Annotated in this window: 19 protein-coding genes; 8 read left to right on the top strand and 11 right to left on the bottom strand. The window is 31.9% G+C overall.

Going from position 1 to position 16515, the window contains the following annotated elements; all coding sequences use genetic code 11:
* Positions 1–17: 17 nt before the first annotated feature.
* Positions 18–1091 (bottom strand): esterase-like activity of phytase family protein, encoded by a 1074-nt coding sequence (locus tag ABMY20_RS07915; protein WP_053056678.1) that lies wholly within the window; start codon positions 1089–1091, stop codon positions 18–20.
* A 76-nt stretch (positions 1092–1167) separates the two neighbouring features.
* On the opposite strand from ABMY20_RS07915, the gene ABMY20_RS07910 reads away from it, so the two are divergent.
* A complete protein-coding gene (locus tag ABMY20_RS07910) occupies positions 1168–1557 on the top strand; it encodes a DoxX family membrane protein (protein WP_349265027.1) in 390 nt (129 codons plus the stop codon).
* 40 nt (positions 1558–1597) lie between these two features.
* On the opposite strand, the gene ABMY20_RS07905 is transcribed toward ABMY20_RS07910, so the two are convergent.
* The 7 genes from ABMY20_RS07905 to ABMY20_RS07875 form a co-directional block, all read right to left on the bottom strand.
* Entirely contained in the window at positions 1598–2056 is a 459-nt protein-coding gene (locus ABMY20_RS07905; RefSeq protein WP_047789185.1) for an effector binding domain-containing protein, read from the bottom strand.
* Between the two features lie 62 nt (positions 2057–2118).
* Entirely contained in the window at positions 2119–2775 is a 657-nt protein-coding gene (locus ABMY20_RS07900) for a lysoplasmalogenase (RefSeq protein ID WP_073181144.1), read from the bottom strand.
* Between the two features lie 70 nt (positions 2776–2845).
* Positions 2846–4843 (bottom strand): NAD-dependent DNA ligase LigA, encoded by a 1998-nt coding sequence (ligA, locus tag ABMY20_RS07895; RefSeq protein WP_349265026.1) that lies wholly within the window; start codon positions 4841–4843, stop codon positions 2846–2848.
* Positions 4844–4847: 4 nt separating this feature from the next.
* Positions 4848–5408 carry a hypothetical protein gene (locus ABMY20_RS07890; protein WP_253679921.1) on the bottom strand — a complete coding sequence of 187 codons (561 nt, stop codon included), beginning with the start codon at positions 5406–5408 and terminating at the stop codon, positions 4848–4850.
* A 130-nt stretch (positions 5409–5538) separates the two neighbouring features.
* A complete protein-coding gene (locus ABMY20_RS07885) occupies positions 5539–5901 on the bottom strand; it encodes a hypothetical protein (protein ID WP_047789188.1) in 363 nt (120 codons plus the stop codon).
* Positions 5902–5995: 94 nt separating this feature from the next.
* The gene (locus ABMY20_RS07880; protein WP_349265025.1) at positions 5996–7438 is read right to left on the bottom strand and encodes a glyceraldehyde-3-phosphate dehydrogenase; all 1443 of its coding nucleotides are present in this window, start codon (positions 7436–7438) and stop codon (positions 5996–5998) included.
* Between the two features lie 165 nt (positions 7439–7603).
* Positions 7604–8986, bottom strand: a complete 1383-nt coding sequence (locus ABMY20_RS07875; protein WP_349265024.1) for a trypsin-like peptidase domain-containing protein — start codon at positions 8984–8986, stop codon at positions 7604–7606.
* A 136-nt stretch (positions 8987–9122) separates the two neighbouring features.
* On the opposite strand from ABMY20_RS07875, the gene dapF reads away from it, so the two are divergent.
* The 4 genes from dapF (at position 9123) to ABMY20_RS07855 (ending at position 12233) form a co-directional block, all read left to right on the top strand.
* Entirely contained in the window at positions 9123–9899 is a 777-nt protein-coding gene (gene dapF, locus ABMY20_RS07870) for a diaminopimelate epimerase (protein ID WP_167713552.1), read from the top strand.
* Positions 9899–10423, top strand: a complete 525-nt coding sequence (locus tag ABMY20_RS07865; RefSeq protein ID WP_047789192.1) for a GNAT family N-acetyltransferase — start codon at positions 9899–9901, stop codon at positions 10421–10423. Before dapF ends, ABMY20_RS07865 begins: the two co-directional genes overlap by 1 nt.
* Positions 10416–11444, top strand: coding sequence for an endolytic transglycosylase MltG (mltG, locus tag ABMY20_RS07860; RefSeq protein WP_349265023.1), 1029 nt, complete (start codon positions 10416–10418; stop codon positions 11442–11444). The genes ABMY20_RS07865 and mltG overlap by 8 nt, the downstream gene beginning before the upstream one ends.
* A gap of 168 nt (positions 11445–11612) precedes the next feature.
* The gene (locus ABMY20_RS07855; RefSeq protein ID WP_073182625.1) at positions 11613–12233 is read left to right on the top strand and encodes a peptidoglycan-binding protein LysM; all 621 of its coding nucleotides are present in this window, start codon (positions 11613–11615) and stop codon (positions 12231–12233) included.
* Between the two features lie 48 nt (positions 12234–12281).
* Here ABMY20_RS07855 and ABMY20_RS07850 read toward each other — a convergent pair whose 3' ends face one another.
* From ABMY20_RS07850 to dnaA, 3 genes are read right to left on the bottom strand one after another with little or no spacing between them, the layout of a single operon-like run.
* Positions 12282–12986, bottom strand: a complete 705-nt coding sequence (locus ABMY20_RS07850; RefSeq protein WP_349265022.1) for an SAM-dependent methyltransferase — start codon at positions 12984–12986, stop codon at positions 12282–12284.
* The gene (locus ABMY20_RS07845) at positions 12986–13444 is read right to left on the bottom strand and encodes a low molecular weight protein-tyrosine-phosphatase (RefSeq protein ID WP_073182627.1); all 459 of its coding nucleotides are present in this window, start codon (positions 13442–13444) and stop codon (positions 12986–12988) included. The genes ABMY20_RS07850 and ABMY20_RS07845 overlap by 1 nt, the downstream gene beginning before the upstream one ends.
* A gap of 36 nt (positions 13445–13480) precedes the next feature.
* On the bottom strand, positions 13481–14905 hold the full coding sequence (dnaA, locus tag ABMY20_RS07840; RefSeq protein WP_047789195.1) for a chromosomal replication initiator protein DnaA: 1425 nt from the start codon (positions 14903–14905) through the stop codon (positions 13481–13483).
* 176 nt (positions 14906–15081) lie between these two features.
* Here dnaA and ABMY20_RS07835 point away from each other — a divergent pair, with 176 nt between their 5' ends.
* The 3 genes from ABMY20_RS07835 to ABMY20_RS07825 all read left to right on the top strand — a co-directional run bounded on the left by ABMY20_RS07835 (position 15082) and on the right by ABMY20_RS07825 (position 16404).
* On the top strand, positions 15082–15486 hold the full coding sequence (locus ABMY20_RS07835; RefSeq protein WP_047789196.1) for a thioesterase family protein: 405 nt from the start codon (positions 15082–15084) through the stop codon (positions 15484–15486).
* Positions 15487–15509: 23 nt separating this feature from the next.
* Complete coding sequence (locus ABMY20_RS07830) at positions 15510–16082, top strand: cob(I)yrinic acid a,c-diamide adenosyltransferase (RefSeq protein WP_159492361.1); 573 nt, start codon at positions 15510–15512, stop codon at positions 16080–16082.
* A gap of 100 nt (positions 16083–16182) precedes the next feature.
* Positions 16183–16404, top strand: coding sequence for a DUF2795 domain-containing protein (locus ABMY20_RS07825; protein WP_047789198.1), 222 nt, complete (start codon positions 16183–16185; stop codon positions 16402–16404).
* Positions 16405–16515 lie beyond the last annotated feature (111 nt).

Raw genomic sequence — 16515 nt, 5'->3', positions numbered from 1 at the left:
CGAGTAGCTAATTTATATTATTTCTCATCAATTTCTAATAATAAAAATTGATTTAATTGCCTTCCATACAACTGAAAATTATCATCAGCAGCCAAGATTAACGATTTATTTCCGTTTTGCAATATTGGACCAAAAGTAATCGCTTCAATGTTATCTATTATCCCATCGGTTAATTGATTTTTAACAGTACTAAAATCAAATAACAGCTCTTTTTTTAATGGTGTATATTTTTCGTTTTTTAAAGATTGATTTTCTAATGTATTTGTTGAAGTTTTATCTATAGTTGCTTTAAAAATTCTAACTACATTTCCATGGCTACCATAACCACTTTGATATGCTCTTTCAATTATAAAAAACTGATTCTTTCGGTATTCTAAAATAGCCGTAGTTCCGTTTAGGTTTATTTTTCCTTTAGCTGGTTTATCAATTTTCTCTAATTGATATGCAAATTGTTTGGTCGCTTTTTTTGATTCGTTATCAAAATAGGTAATTCTGATAGGAGATTGTGTTTCGTGAAATGTAGGCTCTTCTCCATCTGCTTCTAAAGGAGCTTCCATTGCTACCCAGAAACCTTTTCCGTCAAAACTTTTTGAAGAACTTTCAAAAACACCGTTATGCTTTGGTTTCGCTTTGGATGTTGCTTTGAAATAATTAGGTATTTCTACCCCTTGTTTAAAGTTTCCTTTTGTGTCTATTTCAAATATACTTGGGTCTTTTTTATATTGAATAGACCCTTCACTTACTAAATTTATGGTTCCGTTATCTACGAATACAGATTCTAAATCCAATACATGGTTTTTAGTAAACTTACTTATAGTATCAACTATAATAACATCTTCAAAATTTACCGATTGTATTGAATCATTTTTAACAATAATATCTCCTACTAAAATTCTTGGATTTGTAGCATCATCCACTACCATATAGTAGTTGTTATTGTAATAATCAATTCCAGAAATCCCACCGATAACAGTGTTATTGATAACTAAAGAATCTTTTATCAAATACTCGTCTAAAAACTTAAGTGTTGTTTTTTGCTTTTTACAAGCAAGTAAACCAAAAACGGATAGGACTAATACTATTTTTTTCATACTTACAAAAGTATTGTTTTTAGTTTATGTAAGCATTAAGAATTATAACGTCTAAGTAAATAGATTTTTATTATGTATGAAAAAATATATTCTTTTAATTTTAAAACTGATAGCTGCTATTATAATGCTTCAAACATTATTTTTTAAATTTACTGGAGCTCAAGAAAGCATTGATTTGTTTGTTAAAATAGCTGGAGATAATGAGACTTATATGCGAATAGGTACAGGTGTTTTTGAATTAATTGCTTCCGTACTTTTATTTATCCCTAAAAAAACTTGGTTAGGAGCCTTATTGACTATTGGTTTAATGGGTGGAGCAATTATGAGCCACTTAACTATTTTAGGTATTGAACATGATGGCGATGGTGGCACTTTGTTTATCAGTGCTATCGTAACTTTTATCTCTGGAGTTATTCTATTAATTTTTAATAGAAATAATATACCTTTTGTTAGAAATAAACATTAATTTAAATTAAAAAGAGTAGTTCTAAAACTGCCCTTTTTGATTAATTTACTCCTATAAATATTTCTACTTCTGCATTTGTTGGGTCTGATGCTTTTGCTCCATACAACTCATAATCGGAAGTATAAGCTCTTTTTATATCTTCATTCCAAATTTCTAACCATTTGTTATAGACAATATTCTCTGTTAAGCTTCCCTTTGCTGCATATGTTTTATAGTTTGGTGCTGCTATTTTTTTACACACAAACCCTTCTGGGATATTACCTATTTCACTTACCTTACAACCGATGATTGTTGTGTATGGCTTAGTATAATCTGATTCATAATCCGTATACACAACATATACTTCATTTGAAAGTTTATTTGGGATTTGTTCAACTATATTCTCCGACATAAATCGTTGCCATAAAGCAGGTATATCTTTTGCTGCTTGTTGATTCTCATTAGTAGTTCTTACTGAAATTCCTATCACGTAAAACGGTTCTTTTTGTCCTGTACTCATTTTTTGTTTTTTATTTTCAACAAAAATAAAGTGCCGCTATGTCAACCCTATGTCAGTAGTTTTTAATTTTCTTTAGCTATAATTGCTTTAACAATTAAATATTGAGAAACGACATACAGGACAATTATAGCAATATCAAACAACCTTTTAGTTGTATAAAAGTTATTCAATGCTATAAGGCTATCAGAAGCAACAAACAAAACAGCTCCTAACAACAACCATGAATTCGCTGTGTTTTTTTGCTGACGATAATTTAGTAATGCTGCTGTTCCAAAAGTTGAAATAGCTATTCCGTACACCAATACAGGTAGCAACATGTCTCCTAAATTATTATAAATTAAACCTAAGAGTCCCACAAATAACAATACAAAGGGAACTGCTGATGTTAGTATTTTAACTACTGAATCCTTATACAAAAAGCTTGTCGTTATTTTAATATAAACAACATGTGCTACTAAAAACGAGGCCAAACCAAATACAAAAAAGTTTGTTTTATCAAGCAAGAAAACATCACCCCAAAACGAAAAAAACAAAGCCGATAACAACCAGAAACGATGCTTACTTACCGATACCAAATACACTACCGCTAGTGATGTCATTAATAACGGTTTAAAAATCATTTCTATTGTTTTATTTTGTGTAATTACTGCATACACATCGGTAATAGCAACCAATAAAAAAACGATGGAAGCTAGGGTTATTTTAGTTTGTTTGGTCATTTTTTAGTGTTAGGTGTTAGATAAATTAGTTTTTAATTTTCACTATCTACTGTCGTCTACTGTCTAAAAACTAAGCAATCGTATCAATAAAATCTTGTTCTGAAATAATGGGAATTCCCAGGCTTTCAGCTTTGGTAAGCTTACTCGGCCCCATATTATCACCTGCTACAATATATGTAGTTTTTTTAGAAATGGAACTCGACACCTTACCACCGTTGTCTTCAATTGCTTTTTTAAGTTCAGTTCTACTCATTTGATGAAAAACTCCTGAAACGACAAATACTTTCCCAGCTAACTTATCTGTTTGTCCTTCTAAACTTTCTGCTGAAACTTCTAGTTGAACTCCGTGTGATTTTAATCGGTTTATTAAGTCTATGTTCCCTAAATTGTTCGAAAAATCAATAATACTTTGTGCTATTCTATCACCAATTTCATCAACAGCAATTAAGGTTTCCAAATCGGCATTCATTAAATTATCGATTGACTTAAAATGTTTTGCTAGCTTTTTAGCCACAGTTTCACCTACAAAACGGATTCCTAAAGCAAACAACACTTTTTCAAACGGAATTTCTTTTGATTTTTCAATTCCTTCAATCATATTTTGTGCTGATTTTTCAGCCATTCGCTCTAACGGAACAACTTGTTCTACCGTTAAATCATATAAATCTGCGTAGTTCTTTATCAGTCCTTCTTTGCGTAATAAATCAACCGTTTCTCCTCCTAAGCCATCAATATCCATGGCTTTTCTACTGATAAAATGCTTGATTCTACCTGTAATTTGCGGTGCACATCCAAATTCGTTCGGACAATAATGCTTCGCATCTCCTTCAGTTCTAATCAATTCAGTATTACATTCGGGGCAATGGGTTGCATATTGCGTAGGAACAGAGTCTTCTGGTCGCTTTGTTAAATCAACAGCTATAATTTTCGGGATAATTTCTCCTCCTTTTTCTACAAAAACAGTGTCTCCTACTCGTACATCTAACTTTGCTATTTGGTCGGCGTTATGTAATGAAGCTCTTTTTACAATCGTTCCAGCTAATTGTACAGGTTCTAAGTTTGCTACAGGTGTTATTGCTCCTGTTCTACCTACTTGATAGGTAATTTCATTTAATACTGTTGAAACTTGCTCTGCCTTAAATTTATAAGCGATTGCCCAACGAGGTGCTTTTGAAGTATAACCTAGTTCGTCTTGTTGCTGAAACGAATTTACTTTCACCACTACTCCATCCGTTTCATAAGGTAACGTATGACGTTTAACATCCCACTCGTTTACAAAGTTTAATACATCCTCTATCGATTTGGCTAAAACAATTGTGTCTGGAATCTTAAACCCAACTTTTCTTGCAGCTTCTAAACTTTCAAAATGTGAAGCATATTTACGTTCTCTCGTTACTAATTGATACAACAAACAATCTAACGGGCGTTTTGCTACTTCTGCACTATCTTGTAACTTCAAGCTTCCACTAGCGGTATTACGCGGATTTCTATAAGGTTCTTCATCATTCGCAATACGTTCTTCATTCATTTTATTAAATCCGTCTAACGGTAAAATGATTTCTCCTCGCATTTCAAAATCTCTCACAAAATCACTATTTGGCAATAATGGAATGGATTTTATTGTACGAATATTGGTTGTTACATTATCTCCTTGAAAACCATCTCCACGAGTAACTGCTTGTACAAACTCACCATTCTCATAAGTAAGGTTTATTGAAGCTCCATCGTATTTTAATTCACAGGTATATTCAACCTCATCGGTTCCTAAAATTTTCTGGACACGTTTTTCCCAATCTAACAAATCTTCTTTAGAGTACGAATTGTCTAACGAATACATTCTATGTTTGTGAGTAACCGTTTCAAAGTTTTTAGTTACTTCTCCTCCTACTCGTTGCGTTGGGGAATTTGAATCAAAATATTCTGGATTTTCGTCTTCTAACTGCTGAAGCTCTTTTAACTTAATATCAAATTCATAATCTGATATGGTTGGTGCATCCAACACATAATAACTATGATTATGTTTGTGTAACTCTTCTCTTAATTGTTGTATCTTCTCCTGAACTGTCATTAAATTATTTTCTAACGGTACCTGTAAAATGATTTATTTTTGAATTGATTGGGTTTCCTGATGCTCTTCTGAATGAAGCTAACTGACCTGCATGCCAAATAGCATCTGCTATTGGACCATTAATTGCATTCCATAATGGAAATTCTTTTTCTCCAAAGATTATTTTGAATTGTGACACATCATCACTACTTCTTAAAATATCACTAGCTCGTTTTAAGTTTTCTAAGGTTATTTTTCTTTTTTCACCAAAGGTCATTTTAACCTGTTTTTTTTCATTAGGTTTACTTAAAGCAGCATTTAAAATTACCTGCGATAAACTTAACACATGATCTATTGTTTCTCCTGTCGTTTTTGCTTCAGTGCTTGGTTTATACTCTAAATCTTTCTCAGTTAAACCTTCTGTCGCCCAATAATAACGAAATCCTAATCCATCTATCATTCTACTAATCACAGAACCCGCAGTAAACTCTTTTTCTTCTTTTGGAATTTCGTAATATGGTAATTTGGATTGTGCGGTTGTTATTACTGCAAATAATAACAACATTGGTGTAAGTACTACTTTCATTTTTTTTTATTTTGATGCTAATTTAATAAAAAGATACGAGTGGTATACACTAAAGTAGTATACGAGTAAAAAACAAAAAACCGAGGTAATCCCTTACCTCGGTCGTTAAAAAATAAACTACGTGTATAGTTTATTTTTTTAACCACATAGTATAGATGGTTTCTTCATTTTTTGCTGAAACTAATAGCATTGTTTCACTAATTTTTTCAATTTTTAAATTTTTATCAAAGCTTTTATCATCAAACTCTAACTCATTTTTATCGGTTATCAATTTCCATGTACCATTCTCTTCTTTATTACTCATCATTACATGATACCTTCCATCAGAGTTTAATTCTAACCAATTACTACCATTCAAAAACTCGAATTTTTCATTTCCAATTTTCATTGAATCTACGAACCACTTACCAGACACTAATGTTCTCAGTTCTTGTGAATGGCTTAGTGAGCTAACACCAAGCACTAGAAATAGTAATATTACTACTTTTTTCATTAAGGGGATATTTAGGGGTTATTCTTTATTCAAATATAATAAAAAAGCTGAAGTAAATCAATACTTCAGCTTTTTATATACTTTTAAAAGTATATTAATAATAGGTATAACGACGTACTTTAGCTATATGCTTTGCTAAACGCACTACTTGATGTGAATAACCATATTCATTATCGTACCATACATAAATTACGATAGTATCTCCGTCAGCTATTGTTGCTTTACTGTCGAAAATAGATGGTGCTGTTGTTCCTACAATATCAGAAGACACTAATTCATTACTTAATGAGTATTGAATTTGCTCTACCAAATCTCCTTCTAAGGCGTACTGCTTCATGATAGCGTTTACTGACTCTACTGTTGCTGGAGTATTTAATTGTAAGTTTAAGATTGCTAACGATCCGTTAGGCACTGGTACACGAATAGCACTTGAGGTTAACTTACCTGCTAATGCTGGTAATGCTTTTGCTACTGCTTTTCCTGCCCCTGTTTCTGTAATTACCATGTTTAACGCAGCAGCTCTACCTCTACGGTATTTCTTATGCATGTTATCAACCAAGTTTTGATCGTTTGTATATGCATGAATTGTTTCTAAGTGTCCTTTTTTTATTCCGAAGTTATCTTCTAACACTTTTAATACTGGTGTAATAGCATTGGTAGTACATGAAGCTGCTGAGAAAATATCGATACTATCAGGGTTATTTTCTTCATGGTTTACACCGTGAACAATGTTAGGTACACCTGCACCTGGAGCTGTTAATAATACTTTACTTGCTCCTTTTGCTTTTAAGTGACGACTTAATGCTTCTTCATCTCTAAAAGCTCCTGTGTTATCAATAATTAACGCATCGTTAATTCCATATTGCGTATAATCAATATCTTCTGGTTGTGCAGCAGAAATCATGTAAACAGTTGTACCGTTAATGATTAAAGCATTGTTATCAGCATCTACCTGAACTGTTCCTAAGAAATCTCCATGTACAGAATCTACACTTAACAAAGAAGCTCTTTTTTCTAATACTGTTTGATCTATTTTACCACGAGTTACTACAGCTCTTAATCGTAATTGAGAACCTTTACCCATTTTACTGCTCAACTCACGAGCTAATAAACGACCAATACGTCCAAAACCGTATAATACTACGTCTTTTGGTTGAATATTTTCTGCTTCAGTAGCATCTTTTAATTGCTCTTTTACAAAAGCTATTTTATCTACCGATGCTTCATCTTGTAAATGATATTCGTATGCTAATTTACCAATATCTAATTTTGATGGTGGTAAATCAATTGATTGAATTGATTTAGCTATTTCTAAAGCATCTTCTATTGTTATTGGCTTCGCTACAAATTCTTTAGCATAATCGATTAAATTTAAAACCTCACTAGCTCTTTTATCTACCAATGGATTTCTAAATAATACTAACTCGATAGATTTATCGTACCATAAATCGTTAACGATGTTTATAAACTCAACCGTAGCTCTTCGAACTTGTGCTTGATTTACTACTTCTTTTTCGTAATTTGTTATTGTTGACATAGTTGTGTGTTAACTAAAATTAAAAAATTTTTGCAAAAATAGGTATTTCTTCTTTATTTATTGTTGGTTTTACAAAAGAAAAAAGCCCTGTTAAAAATCGTTTTAACAGGACTTTTTTTTATTTAGTATATATAGTTTATTCTTCTAAATATTTTTTTCATTAACCTAATACCTAAATCGTTCTATTTGACCTGATGGACTAATCATCTCTAATAAAAGCCTTTTACCACTACCATACGAACGATCTAACATACCAACAGCTTCTTTTGCATTACTTACTTTTTTTCCATTAATTTTGGTTAAAATATACCCTTTTCCTACTTCAAATTGTTTAAAAGCTATATTTTGAGTTCTTTTAATTTTAGCTCCCCCATCTAATTTAAACTTTTCCCTATCTTCTTTTGTAAGATCCTCAAACTCTGTTTCTAAAACTCTACTTATTGGTAACTTTATAAGCTTGGTTAATTTAACTACTTTAGTCAACTCTTCTCCATCTCTATCAATTGTTAAATTCACATATTCTCCAGGTCTTTTTGCCGTTAACTGTCCTTTTAAATCTGAAAACTTAGAAATCTTTATATCGTTTACTTTTGTTATAATATCTCCTTCTTCCAAGCCAGCTTTTTTAGCCCCTCCTTCTTCTAAAACTTCTCCTATTTTTACTCCTTCAATATTTACTGCTTCAATATCTACATTAATTCCTAAAACAGCTTGTTGTACCATTCCAAACTCTAGTAAATCATCTACTATTTTTTTAGCAATGTTTGAAGGTACAGCAAATGAATACCCTATAAAAGAGCCTGTTCTTGAAGAAATAGCTGTATTGATTCCTATTAATTCACCTCTTGTATTCACTAACGCTCCTCCACTGTTTCCTGGATTTACAGCAGCGTCTGTTTGAATAAATGAATCTATGTTTGTGTTACCATTTAAATCACGCCCTTTTGCACTTACAATACCTGCAGTAACAGTAGATGTTAAATTATAGGGATTTCCTACTGCTAATACCCATTCTCCTACTTTAATATTATCAGAATTTCCAAAAGGTAAATTTGGTAATTCAAAGTCAGCTTCTACTTTTAACAATGCTATATCATTCGCTTTATCAGCCCCTATTAATTCCGCTTTTATTTTTTTCTGATTGTTTAACGTAATCTCAATATCACTTGCTCCTTCAATCACATGATTATTAGTTACAATATATCCATCAGGAGAAATAATTACACCGCTACCTGTACCAACTTGTTGGTATTTCCTTGTACCATTTCCTCCAAAGAAAAAACTATAAGGATCTTGTTGTGTTCTTATAGATGTATTTTTAACATGAACCACCGCATGTACTGTTTTATCAGCTGCTTCTGTAAAATCTGTTGGTGTTGATGTTGAGTTTATTATTGTTGGTGTATAACTTGCCTTTACAGTTTGCATTGTTGGCTCTACCTCTTTCTCTACTATTACTTGCGGTTCTTCTATTAGTGTTTTGTATCCTGCAAGTGCTATTGCGCCTCCTAAAATCGCAATTCCTAAAGTTCCAATAATTTTCTTCATATGCTTACAAAATTTTATACTTCAAATATACAATTTTAACATTTCAAGTAAATGTGTTTAACTTCTATTTAACTGATTTTAACCGCTATTTAACAGTCTTCTTTCCTTCATAAAATATGTATCTTTGTCCTTTATTATGGATTTAGAATTTTACAAATACCAAGGAACTGGTAACGATTTTATCATAATTGATAATCGCTCAAAAACCCTTCCAAAAAATAAAACTGACATAATTGCAAAATTATGTGATAGACACTTTGGTATCGGAGCTGATGGTCTTATATTACTTGAAGAAGATAATACTACCGATTTTAAAATGGTATATTATAACTCTGATGGTAATGAAAGTACTATGTGTGGTAATGGTGGACGCTGTATTGTGGCTTTTGCTCATAAACTTGGACTTTTTGAAACCGAAACTACTTTTATTGCTATTGACGGGCTGCATCATGCCTCTATTTCTAACAACCTTGTTTCTTTACAAATGATTGATGTTAACAAGGTGAATATTTTTGACAAATACGTTTTTACCAATACAGGATCTCCACACCATGTTCAGTTAGTAAACGATCTTGCTAATTATGACGTGTTTTCAAATGGAAAAAAAATCAGGAATGAAATTTATGGTGCCGAAGGTAGCAACGTTAATTTTGTAGAACAAATAACAAATAACACTTTTAAAGTACGTACCTACGAGCGTGGCGTAGAAAATGAGACTTTAGCCTGCGGAACGGGTGTTACTGCCGTTGCTATAGCCATGCATGCTACTAAAAAAACCAACAGTTCATCTATAATCTTGCCTGTTGAAGGCGGGGAATTAGAAGTTTCTTTTGAAGAACAAGACGGAGTTTATTCGAATGTATTTTTAAAAGGTCCCGCTACATTTGTATTTGAGGGTAAAATAAATATTTAGTGCATACGTTAACTGGAACACATATCAAGTTAAGAGCCTTAGAACCTGAAGATTTAGAGTTTTTATTTCAAATTGAAAATAATGAATCTTTTTGGGAAGTGAGTCATACACAGACTCCTTTTTCTAAATTTTTACTGAAGCAATATTTAGAAAACGCTCACTTAGATATTTATGAAGCTAAACAATTACGATTAGTTATTGATGATAAAGTGACTGGTAAATCTATTGGGATGATAGATTTGTTCGATTTTAACCCGCAACATAAAAGAGCTGGTATCGGAATTTTAATTCATCCTGACTTTCAGCAGAAGGGATTTGCCTCTGAAGCTTTACAATTACTAATAAAGTACTGTTTTATACATTTGCATTTACATCAATTATATGCAAATATCACTAGTGACAATACTAGTAGCTTACATCTTTTTGAAAAACAAAACTTTAAGCAAACTGGTATTAAAAAAGATTGGATATTTCATAATGAAACATATAAAGACGAACTATTATTTCAACTAATAAATGAATAAGAAAATTATTTTAGGAGGTATTGCTACTATTTTTTTAATTGGCGGAATTATTGGATTTAACTACTATCAAAAAATCTTTGGTAAAGCTGTTACTAAAGATGGAGCTATATACATAGGCTCTAACGCCTCTTTTATAGATGTGAAGAAACAACTTTCTGAGTTTGTTAAACATCCTGAAAATTTTGTTTGGGTTGCTGAAAGGAAAAAATTCACACAACCCAAAGGTGGAAAATATTTACTAAAAAAAGGGATGAACATGAATGATGTTGTAAATCTTTTACGTAGTGGAAATCAAACACCTATTACCCTATCATTCAACAATCAAGATACTTTAGAAAAATTAGCAGGAAGAATAGCTGAACAAATTGAAGCAGACTCTATTTCTTTATTACAAGCTATGCAAGATCCTTCTTTTTTAGCTACCAATAAATTTACTGAAAAATCTGCATTAGGAATGTACATTCCGAATAGTTATGAGTTTTATTGGAATACTTCTGCTGAAAAATTTCGCGATAAAATGCTACGCGAATACAATCGTTTTTGGACTTCTGCTAGGTTAGAAAAAGCTAAAAAACTAAACCTTTCAAAAGAAGAGGTAATTACATTAGCTTCTATCGTTCAGAAAGAAACAGCTAAAAAAATAGAACGCCCTGTCGTGGCTGGTTTGTATCTAAATAGATTAAGAGATAATTGGCCTTTACAAGCCGACCCAACAGTTATATATGCAATTAAAGAAGTTAAAGGACAAGATTTTGTTGTAAAAAGGGTTTTAAACAAAGATTTAGTGATAGACTCTCCTTACAATACTTATAAAAACACAGGACTTCCTCCTACTTTGATTGCAATGCCAGATATTTCATCTATTGATGCTGTTTTAAACCATCAAAAACACAATTATTACTACATGTGTGCTAGTGTTGATAAAATTGGCTTTCATGAATTTGCTAACTCTTTAGCACAACACAATCGAAATGCAGTGAAATATCAACAATGGATAAATCAACAAGGAATAAAGAGATAAATTAACAAAATTTTATTCTCATCAATTTCAATAAAACATTATTAAAAAGTTAATATAAAATAGTTTTTTTTGGTTTTTACCTAAAAAAAACACAGGAAAACAGCTTTATCATCAACAGCTAAAAAACTGTAAATTATTGATTTATAGCCTGTTATAAAAATTTACCGTATCTTTGCTGCGCTAAACAGAAAGTATTTAATTATCAGACATTTAGTATTAGTATTTTTAGGATTTGTATTATTAACCAGTTTTACAGAGACTACAACTAAAAAAGAAAAAACTACTACAACAACGCCAATACCAATTCACAAGGTAGAAAAGGTAAACATTCCTTTTTTATTAAATGATTTTGTAGGATTTAAAGAAGCCTTAGCTTTTAAAGAATCACAAGGTAGGTACAGAGTAGTTAATACACTTGGATATTTAGGGAAATACCAATTTGGTAAAGAAACCCTAAAGAGATTTAGAATTTACAACACCACTCATTTTCTTAGAAACCCAGAATTACAAGAACGCACATTTGTTGCTTATTGTAAATTAAACAAATGGATTTTAAGAAAAGATATTAAGAGAAGTGTTGGAAAGACTATTAATGGAGTTAAAATAACCGAATCTGGTATTTTAGCAGCAGCACACTTAAGTGGTGCCGGTAATGTAAAAAAGTTCTTACGTTCAAATGGATCTATCCGTTTTAACGATGCCTATGGAACCTCTATACAATCATACCTTAAAAAGTTTGCTGGTTATGATGTTTCCAACATCAAAGCCAACAAAAAACCAACGGTTTAACCAATAACTAAAGATATTAAAAAAGCATCGATTAAATCGATGCTTTTTTTATTTATGAATGATAAAAATTGCTGGTCGCTTATGTAAATCAGTCTTTACATGCTTCCACTCTTTTATCGTTAGTGTTTTAATATATTCTGTTGGAAGTGTTATATCACACGCCACACAAACTCTTGTATCTGGTGATAAAGTAGCGCGTAAATCATCTAACATTTTTTCATTCCTGTAAGGAGTTTCGATAAAAAGCTGTGACTGATTTTTTTCTTTTGAAAGCTTCTCTAAATCTTTAATTGCTTTTTTTCTGTCTGACTTATCAATAGGTAAATATCCGTTAAACGCAAAACTCTGCCCATTCATACCAGACGCCATAATTGCCAACAAAATAGAAGAAGGTCCTACCAATGGAACTACTTGAATCCCTTTTTGATGCGCCAACTTAACAATACTTGCGCCTGGATCTGCTACTGCTGGCACACCTGCTTCAGAAAGCAAACCTACTGATATTCCTTTTTCACAAACATCTAAATAATTCTTAGTTTCTAAATCATCAGAATACTTATCTAACAACATCAACTCCAATGAAGGTTGTGATTTTGTTGGTGTAATTCTTTTAATGAACCTTCGAGCAGACTTTTCGTTTTCAACAATAAAATAATCTAATTGTTCTACTACCTTTTTTACTGACAATGGCATCACCTCTAATGGTTCAGTATCACCTAACGTTGTAGGAATCAAGTATAATTTACCTTTCATTATTTCTGTTCTAATTTTGAAGCTATAATTTCACACGCTTCGTCTAACATTTTATACACGTTTTCAAAACCTTGATCTCCTCCATAGTAAGGATCTGGAACACTCCTGTTTTCATCAGGATACAATTCGTTCAAAATCAGCTTTACTTTTTCATGTTGCTCTTCATTTTCAGACAAAGCTACAATATCTGCATAATTATTTTGATCCATTGCAAAAATTATGTCAAACTTATCAAAATCAGCTTTTGTAAATTTTCTTGAACGTTGATTGGTAATATCTATACCATATTTTCTAGCCACTTCAATAGAGCGCTCGTCAGGTAATTCACCTACATGATAACCCGCAGTACCAGCTGAATCAACTACAAAACTTTCAGATGATAATTTAGATTTTAAAATCCCCTCAGCAAGAGGAGATCGGCAAATATTACCTAAACAAACCATTAATATTTTTTTCATACTCATAAAAAAACCTCACTAGGTGAGGTTCGTTGTTTATAAAGTTAACTTTTTTGTTAAGTCTTCTACATACTTTTTAAACTGCTTATCAGTTTCTGTCAAATTATCTACAGTTTTGCACGCATGCAATACAGTAGCGTGATCTCTTTTACCTATTTGACTTCCAATACTTGCTAACGATGATTTTGTCATACGTTTAGCAAAGTACATCGCTAACTGACGAGCCTGTACAATATGACGCTTACGTGTTTTTGACTGTAAGGTTGCCACATCCATATCAAAGTATTTCGATACTACTTTTTGAATGTAATCAATAGACAGTTCTTTTTTCGTGTTCTTAACAAATTTATCTACAATCTGCTTTGCTAATTCAATTGTAAACTCTTTTCTATTAAAAGAAGCTTGAGCTATCATTGAAATTATCACTCCTTCTAACTCACGAACATTCGACTTTATATTCTTTGCTATATACTCAACAATTTCTTCAGGCATTTCAACACCATCTCTATACAATTTGTTTTGTAAGATTGAAATTCTTGTTTCGTAATCAGGTGCTTGTAACTCAGCTGATAACCCCCATTTAAAACGAGATAATAACCGTTGTTCGATATCTTGCATATCAACAGGTGCTTTATCCGAAGTTAAAATAACCTGTTTTCCATTTTGATGTAGATGATTGAAAATATGGAAGAACACATCTTGCGTACCAGCTTTTCCTGATAAAAACTGCACATCATCAATAATCAACACATCAATCATTTGATAGAAATGAATAAAATCATTTCTGGTATTTGATTTTACAGAATCAATAAACTGTTGTGTAAATTTTTCAGAAGAAATATACAATACCGTTTTATCTGGATATTTATCTTTAATCTCAACACCAATAGCGTGAGCTAAGTGTGTTTTTCCTAATCCAACTCCACCATATATTAGTAATGGGTTAAATGAAGTTCCTCCTGGTTTATTGGCCACAGCCATACCTGCAGAACGTGCTAATCTATTTGAATCTCCTTCAACAAAATTTACAAAGTTATAATTTGGGTTTAGTTGAGATTCTATCTTTACTTTTTGCAAGCCAGGAATTACAAATGGATTTTTTAGTTCTCGTTTTGATTCTAACGGAACGGTTACTTTTTGTGGTTTTAACGGATTACGATTTGAACTAGGTATTTTTACTGTTTGCGGACTATTACTACTATACGTATTTTCCATACGTACATCATAAATTAGCTTAGCATCATTACCTAACTGACGAACCAAAGCTACTCTTAACAGTTTGATGTAATGCTCTTCTAGCCACTCATAAAAAAACTTACTAGGAACCTGAACCGTCAATGCTTCCCCTGCCAATTTAATTGGCTTTATAGGCTCAAACCAAGTTTTATATGCCTGCGGCTTAATGTTGTCTTTTATAAAAGACAAACATTCCATCCAAACTGAATCGGCTGTTTTAGTCATATGCGGTAAAAATCAATTTTTTAGTTGTTAATTTTTATTCAGATTTAGGGGACACCAAACACCAATGTCTGGGCGAACAAAAGTGTGAATAAATTTCAGTATAAAAAAATCAAATCACTATTGACTTTTATTTTTTTTTTACGTAACGTTAGTGCAATTAAAAATAAAATAATCTTTTGCAAAAACATTATACATCTATACGTGTTCGGTATGCTGAAACTGATCAAATGGGAGTAGTTTACCACGGGAACTACGCACAGTTTTTTGAGATTGGTCGCACCGAATGGTTACGTTCTCTGGGCGTTACCTACAAATATATGGAAAAAACAGGAATCATGTTACCTGTTATATCTTTATCTTGTAACTTTAAAAAATCAGCATTATACGACGATGAATTAACCATTACAACCATTTTAAAAAAAACACCTTCAGTAAAAATTGAATTCGACTATGAAATTACCAATCAAAATAACGACCTAATTTCAACTGGAAATACTGTGTTAGCATTTATTAACAATAAAACAAAAAGACCTATGCGCTGTCCTGATTATATTTTAGATAAATTGGCTATCTTAAAATAATTAATCAAACCAATAAAGAACATATGAAAATATATACCAAAACAGGTGATAAGGGTACCACTGCCCTATTTGGTGGTACTCGAGTACCTAAACACCACTTACGAATAGAAAGCTATGGAACCGTTGATGAACTTAACTCTTACATTGGGTTAATTAGAGATCAAAATATTGACGAAACTCTAAAAAAGAAATTAACAAAAATTCAAAGCGATTTATTCACATTAGGTGCCATGTTAGCTACTCCTCCAGAAAAGGAAACTTTAAAAAGTGGTAAAGAACGCTTAAATATTCCCAAGATTAACGAAGAGTCAATTCAGTTCTTAGAAGACGATATTGACCTTATGAATAAAGATTTACCTCAAATGACACACTTTGTATTACCAGGCGGTCATCAAACCGTGTCATTTTGTCACATAGCACGCTGCGTATGCCGTAGATCGGAACGATTGGCTGTGGCTTTAAACGAAGAAGAGACAATTAGCGATACTGTTTTAAAGTATTTAAACCGACTTTCTGACTACCTTTTTGTATTGGCACGGAAGTTGACCCAAGACTTACAAGCTGAGGAAATTAAATGGATTCCTGAAAAGCTATAACTAAGTTCTTTAATTATTAATTTCACATTTTTTAAAAAAAACTTGACTTTTTACAAAAAAAAATTATTTTTGCGGAAAATCTTATTAAACAGATAAAGAAATGTATTGGACACTTGAATTAGCATCTTATTTAGCAGATGCACCCTGGCCTGCAACTAAAGACGAATTAATTGATTACGCTATTCGTACTGGGGCACCGTTAGAAGTGGTAGAAAACTTACAAGATATCGAAGATGAAGGTGAGGCGTACGATTCTATTATTGAAATCTGGCCAGATTACCCTACAGAAGAAGATTATCTTTGGAATGAAGATGAATACTAGAAAAAATAAATAATAAAAAGTCTCTTTTACAGAGGCTTTTTTTTTGCTTACTTTTAAGCACTCAATAAAAACACAAAAAACGCTAATTAAAAATAACTTAATTAGCTATAA

Origin of the sequence: Tenacibaculum sp. SSH1-16, assembly GCF_040104435.1 — a bacterium.
GTDB lineage: Bacteria > Bacteroidota > Bacteroidia > Flavobacteriales > Flavobacteriaceae > Polaribacter > Polaribacter mesophilus.
The sequence above is the reverse complement of the archived record's forward strand: the minus strand, read 5'-3'. Positions and strand labels throughout refer to the sequence as shown.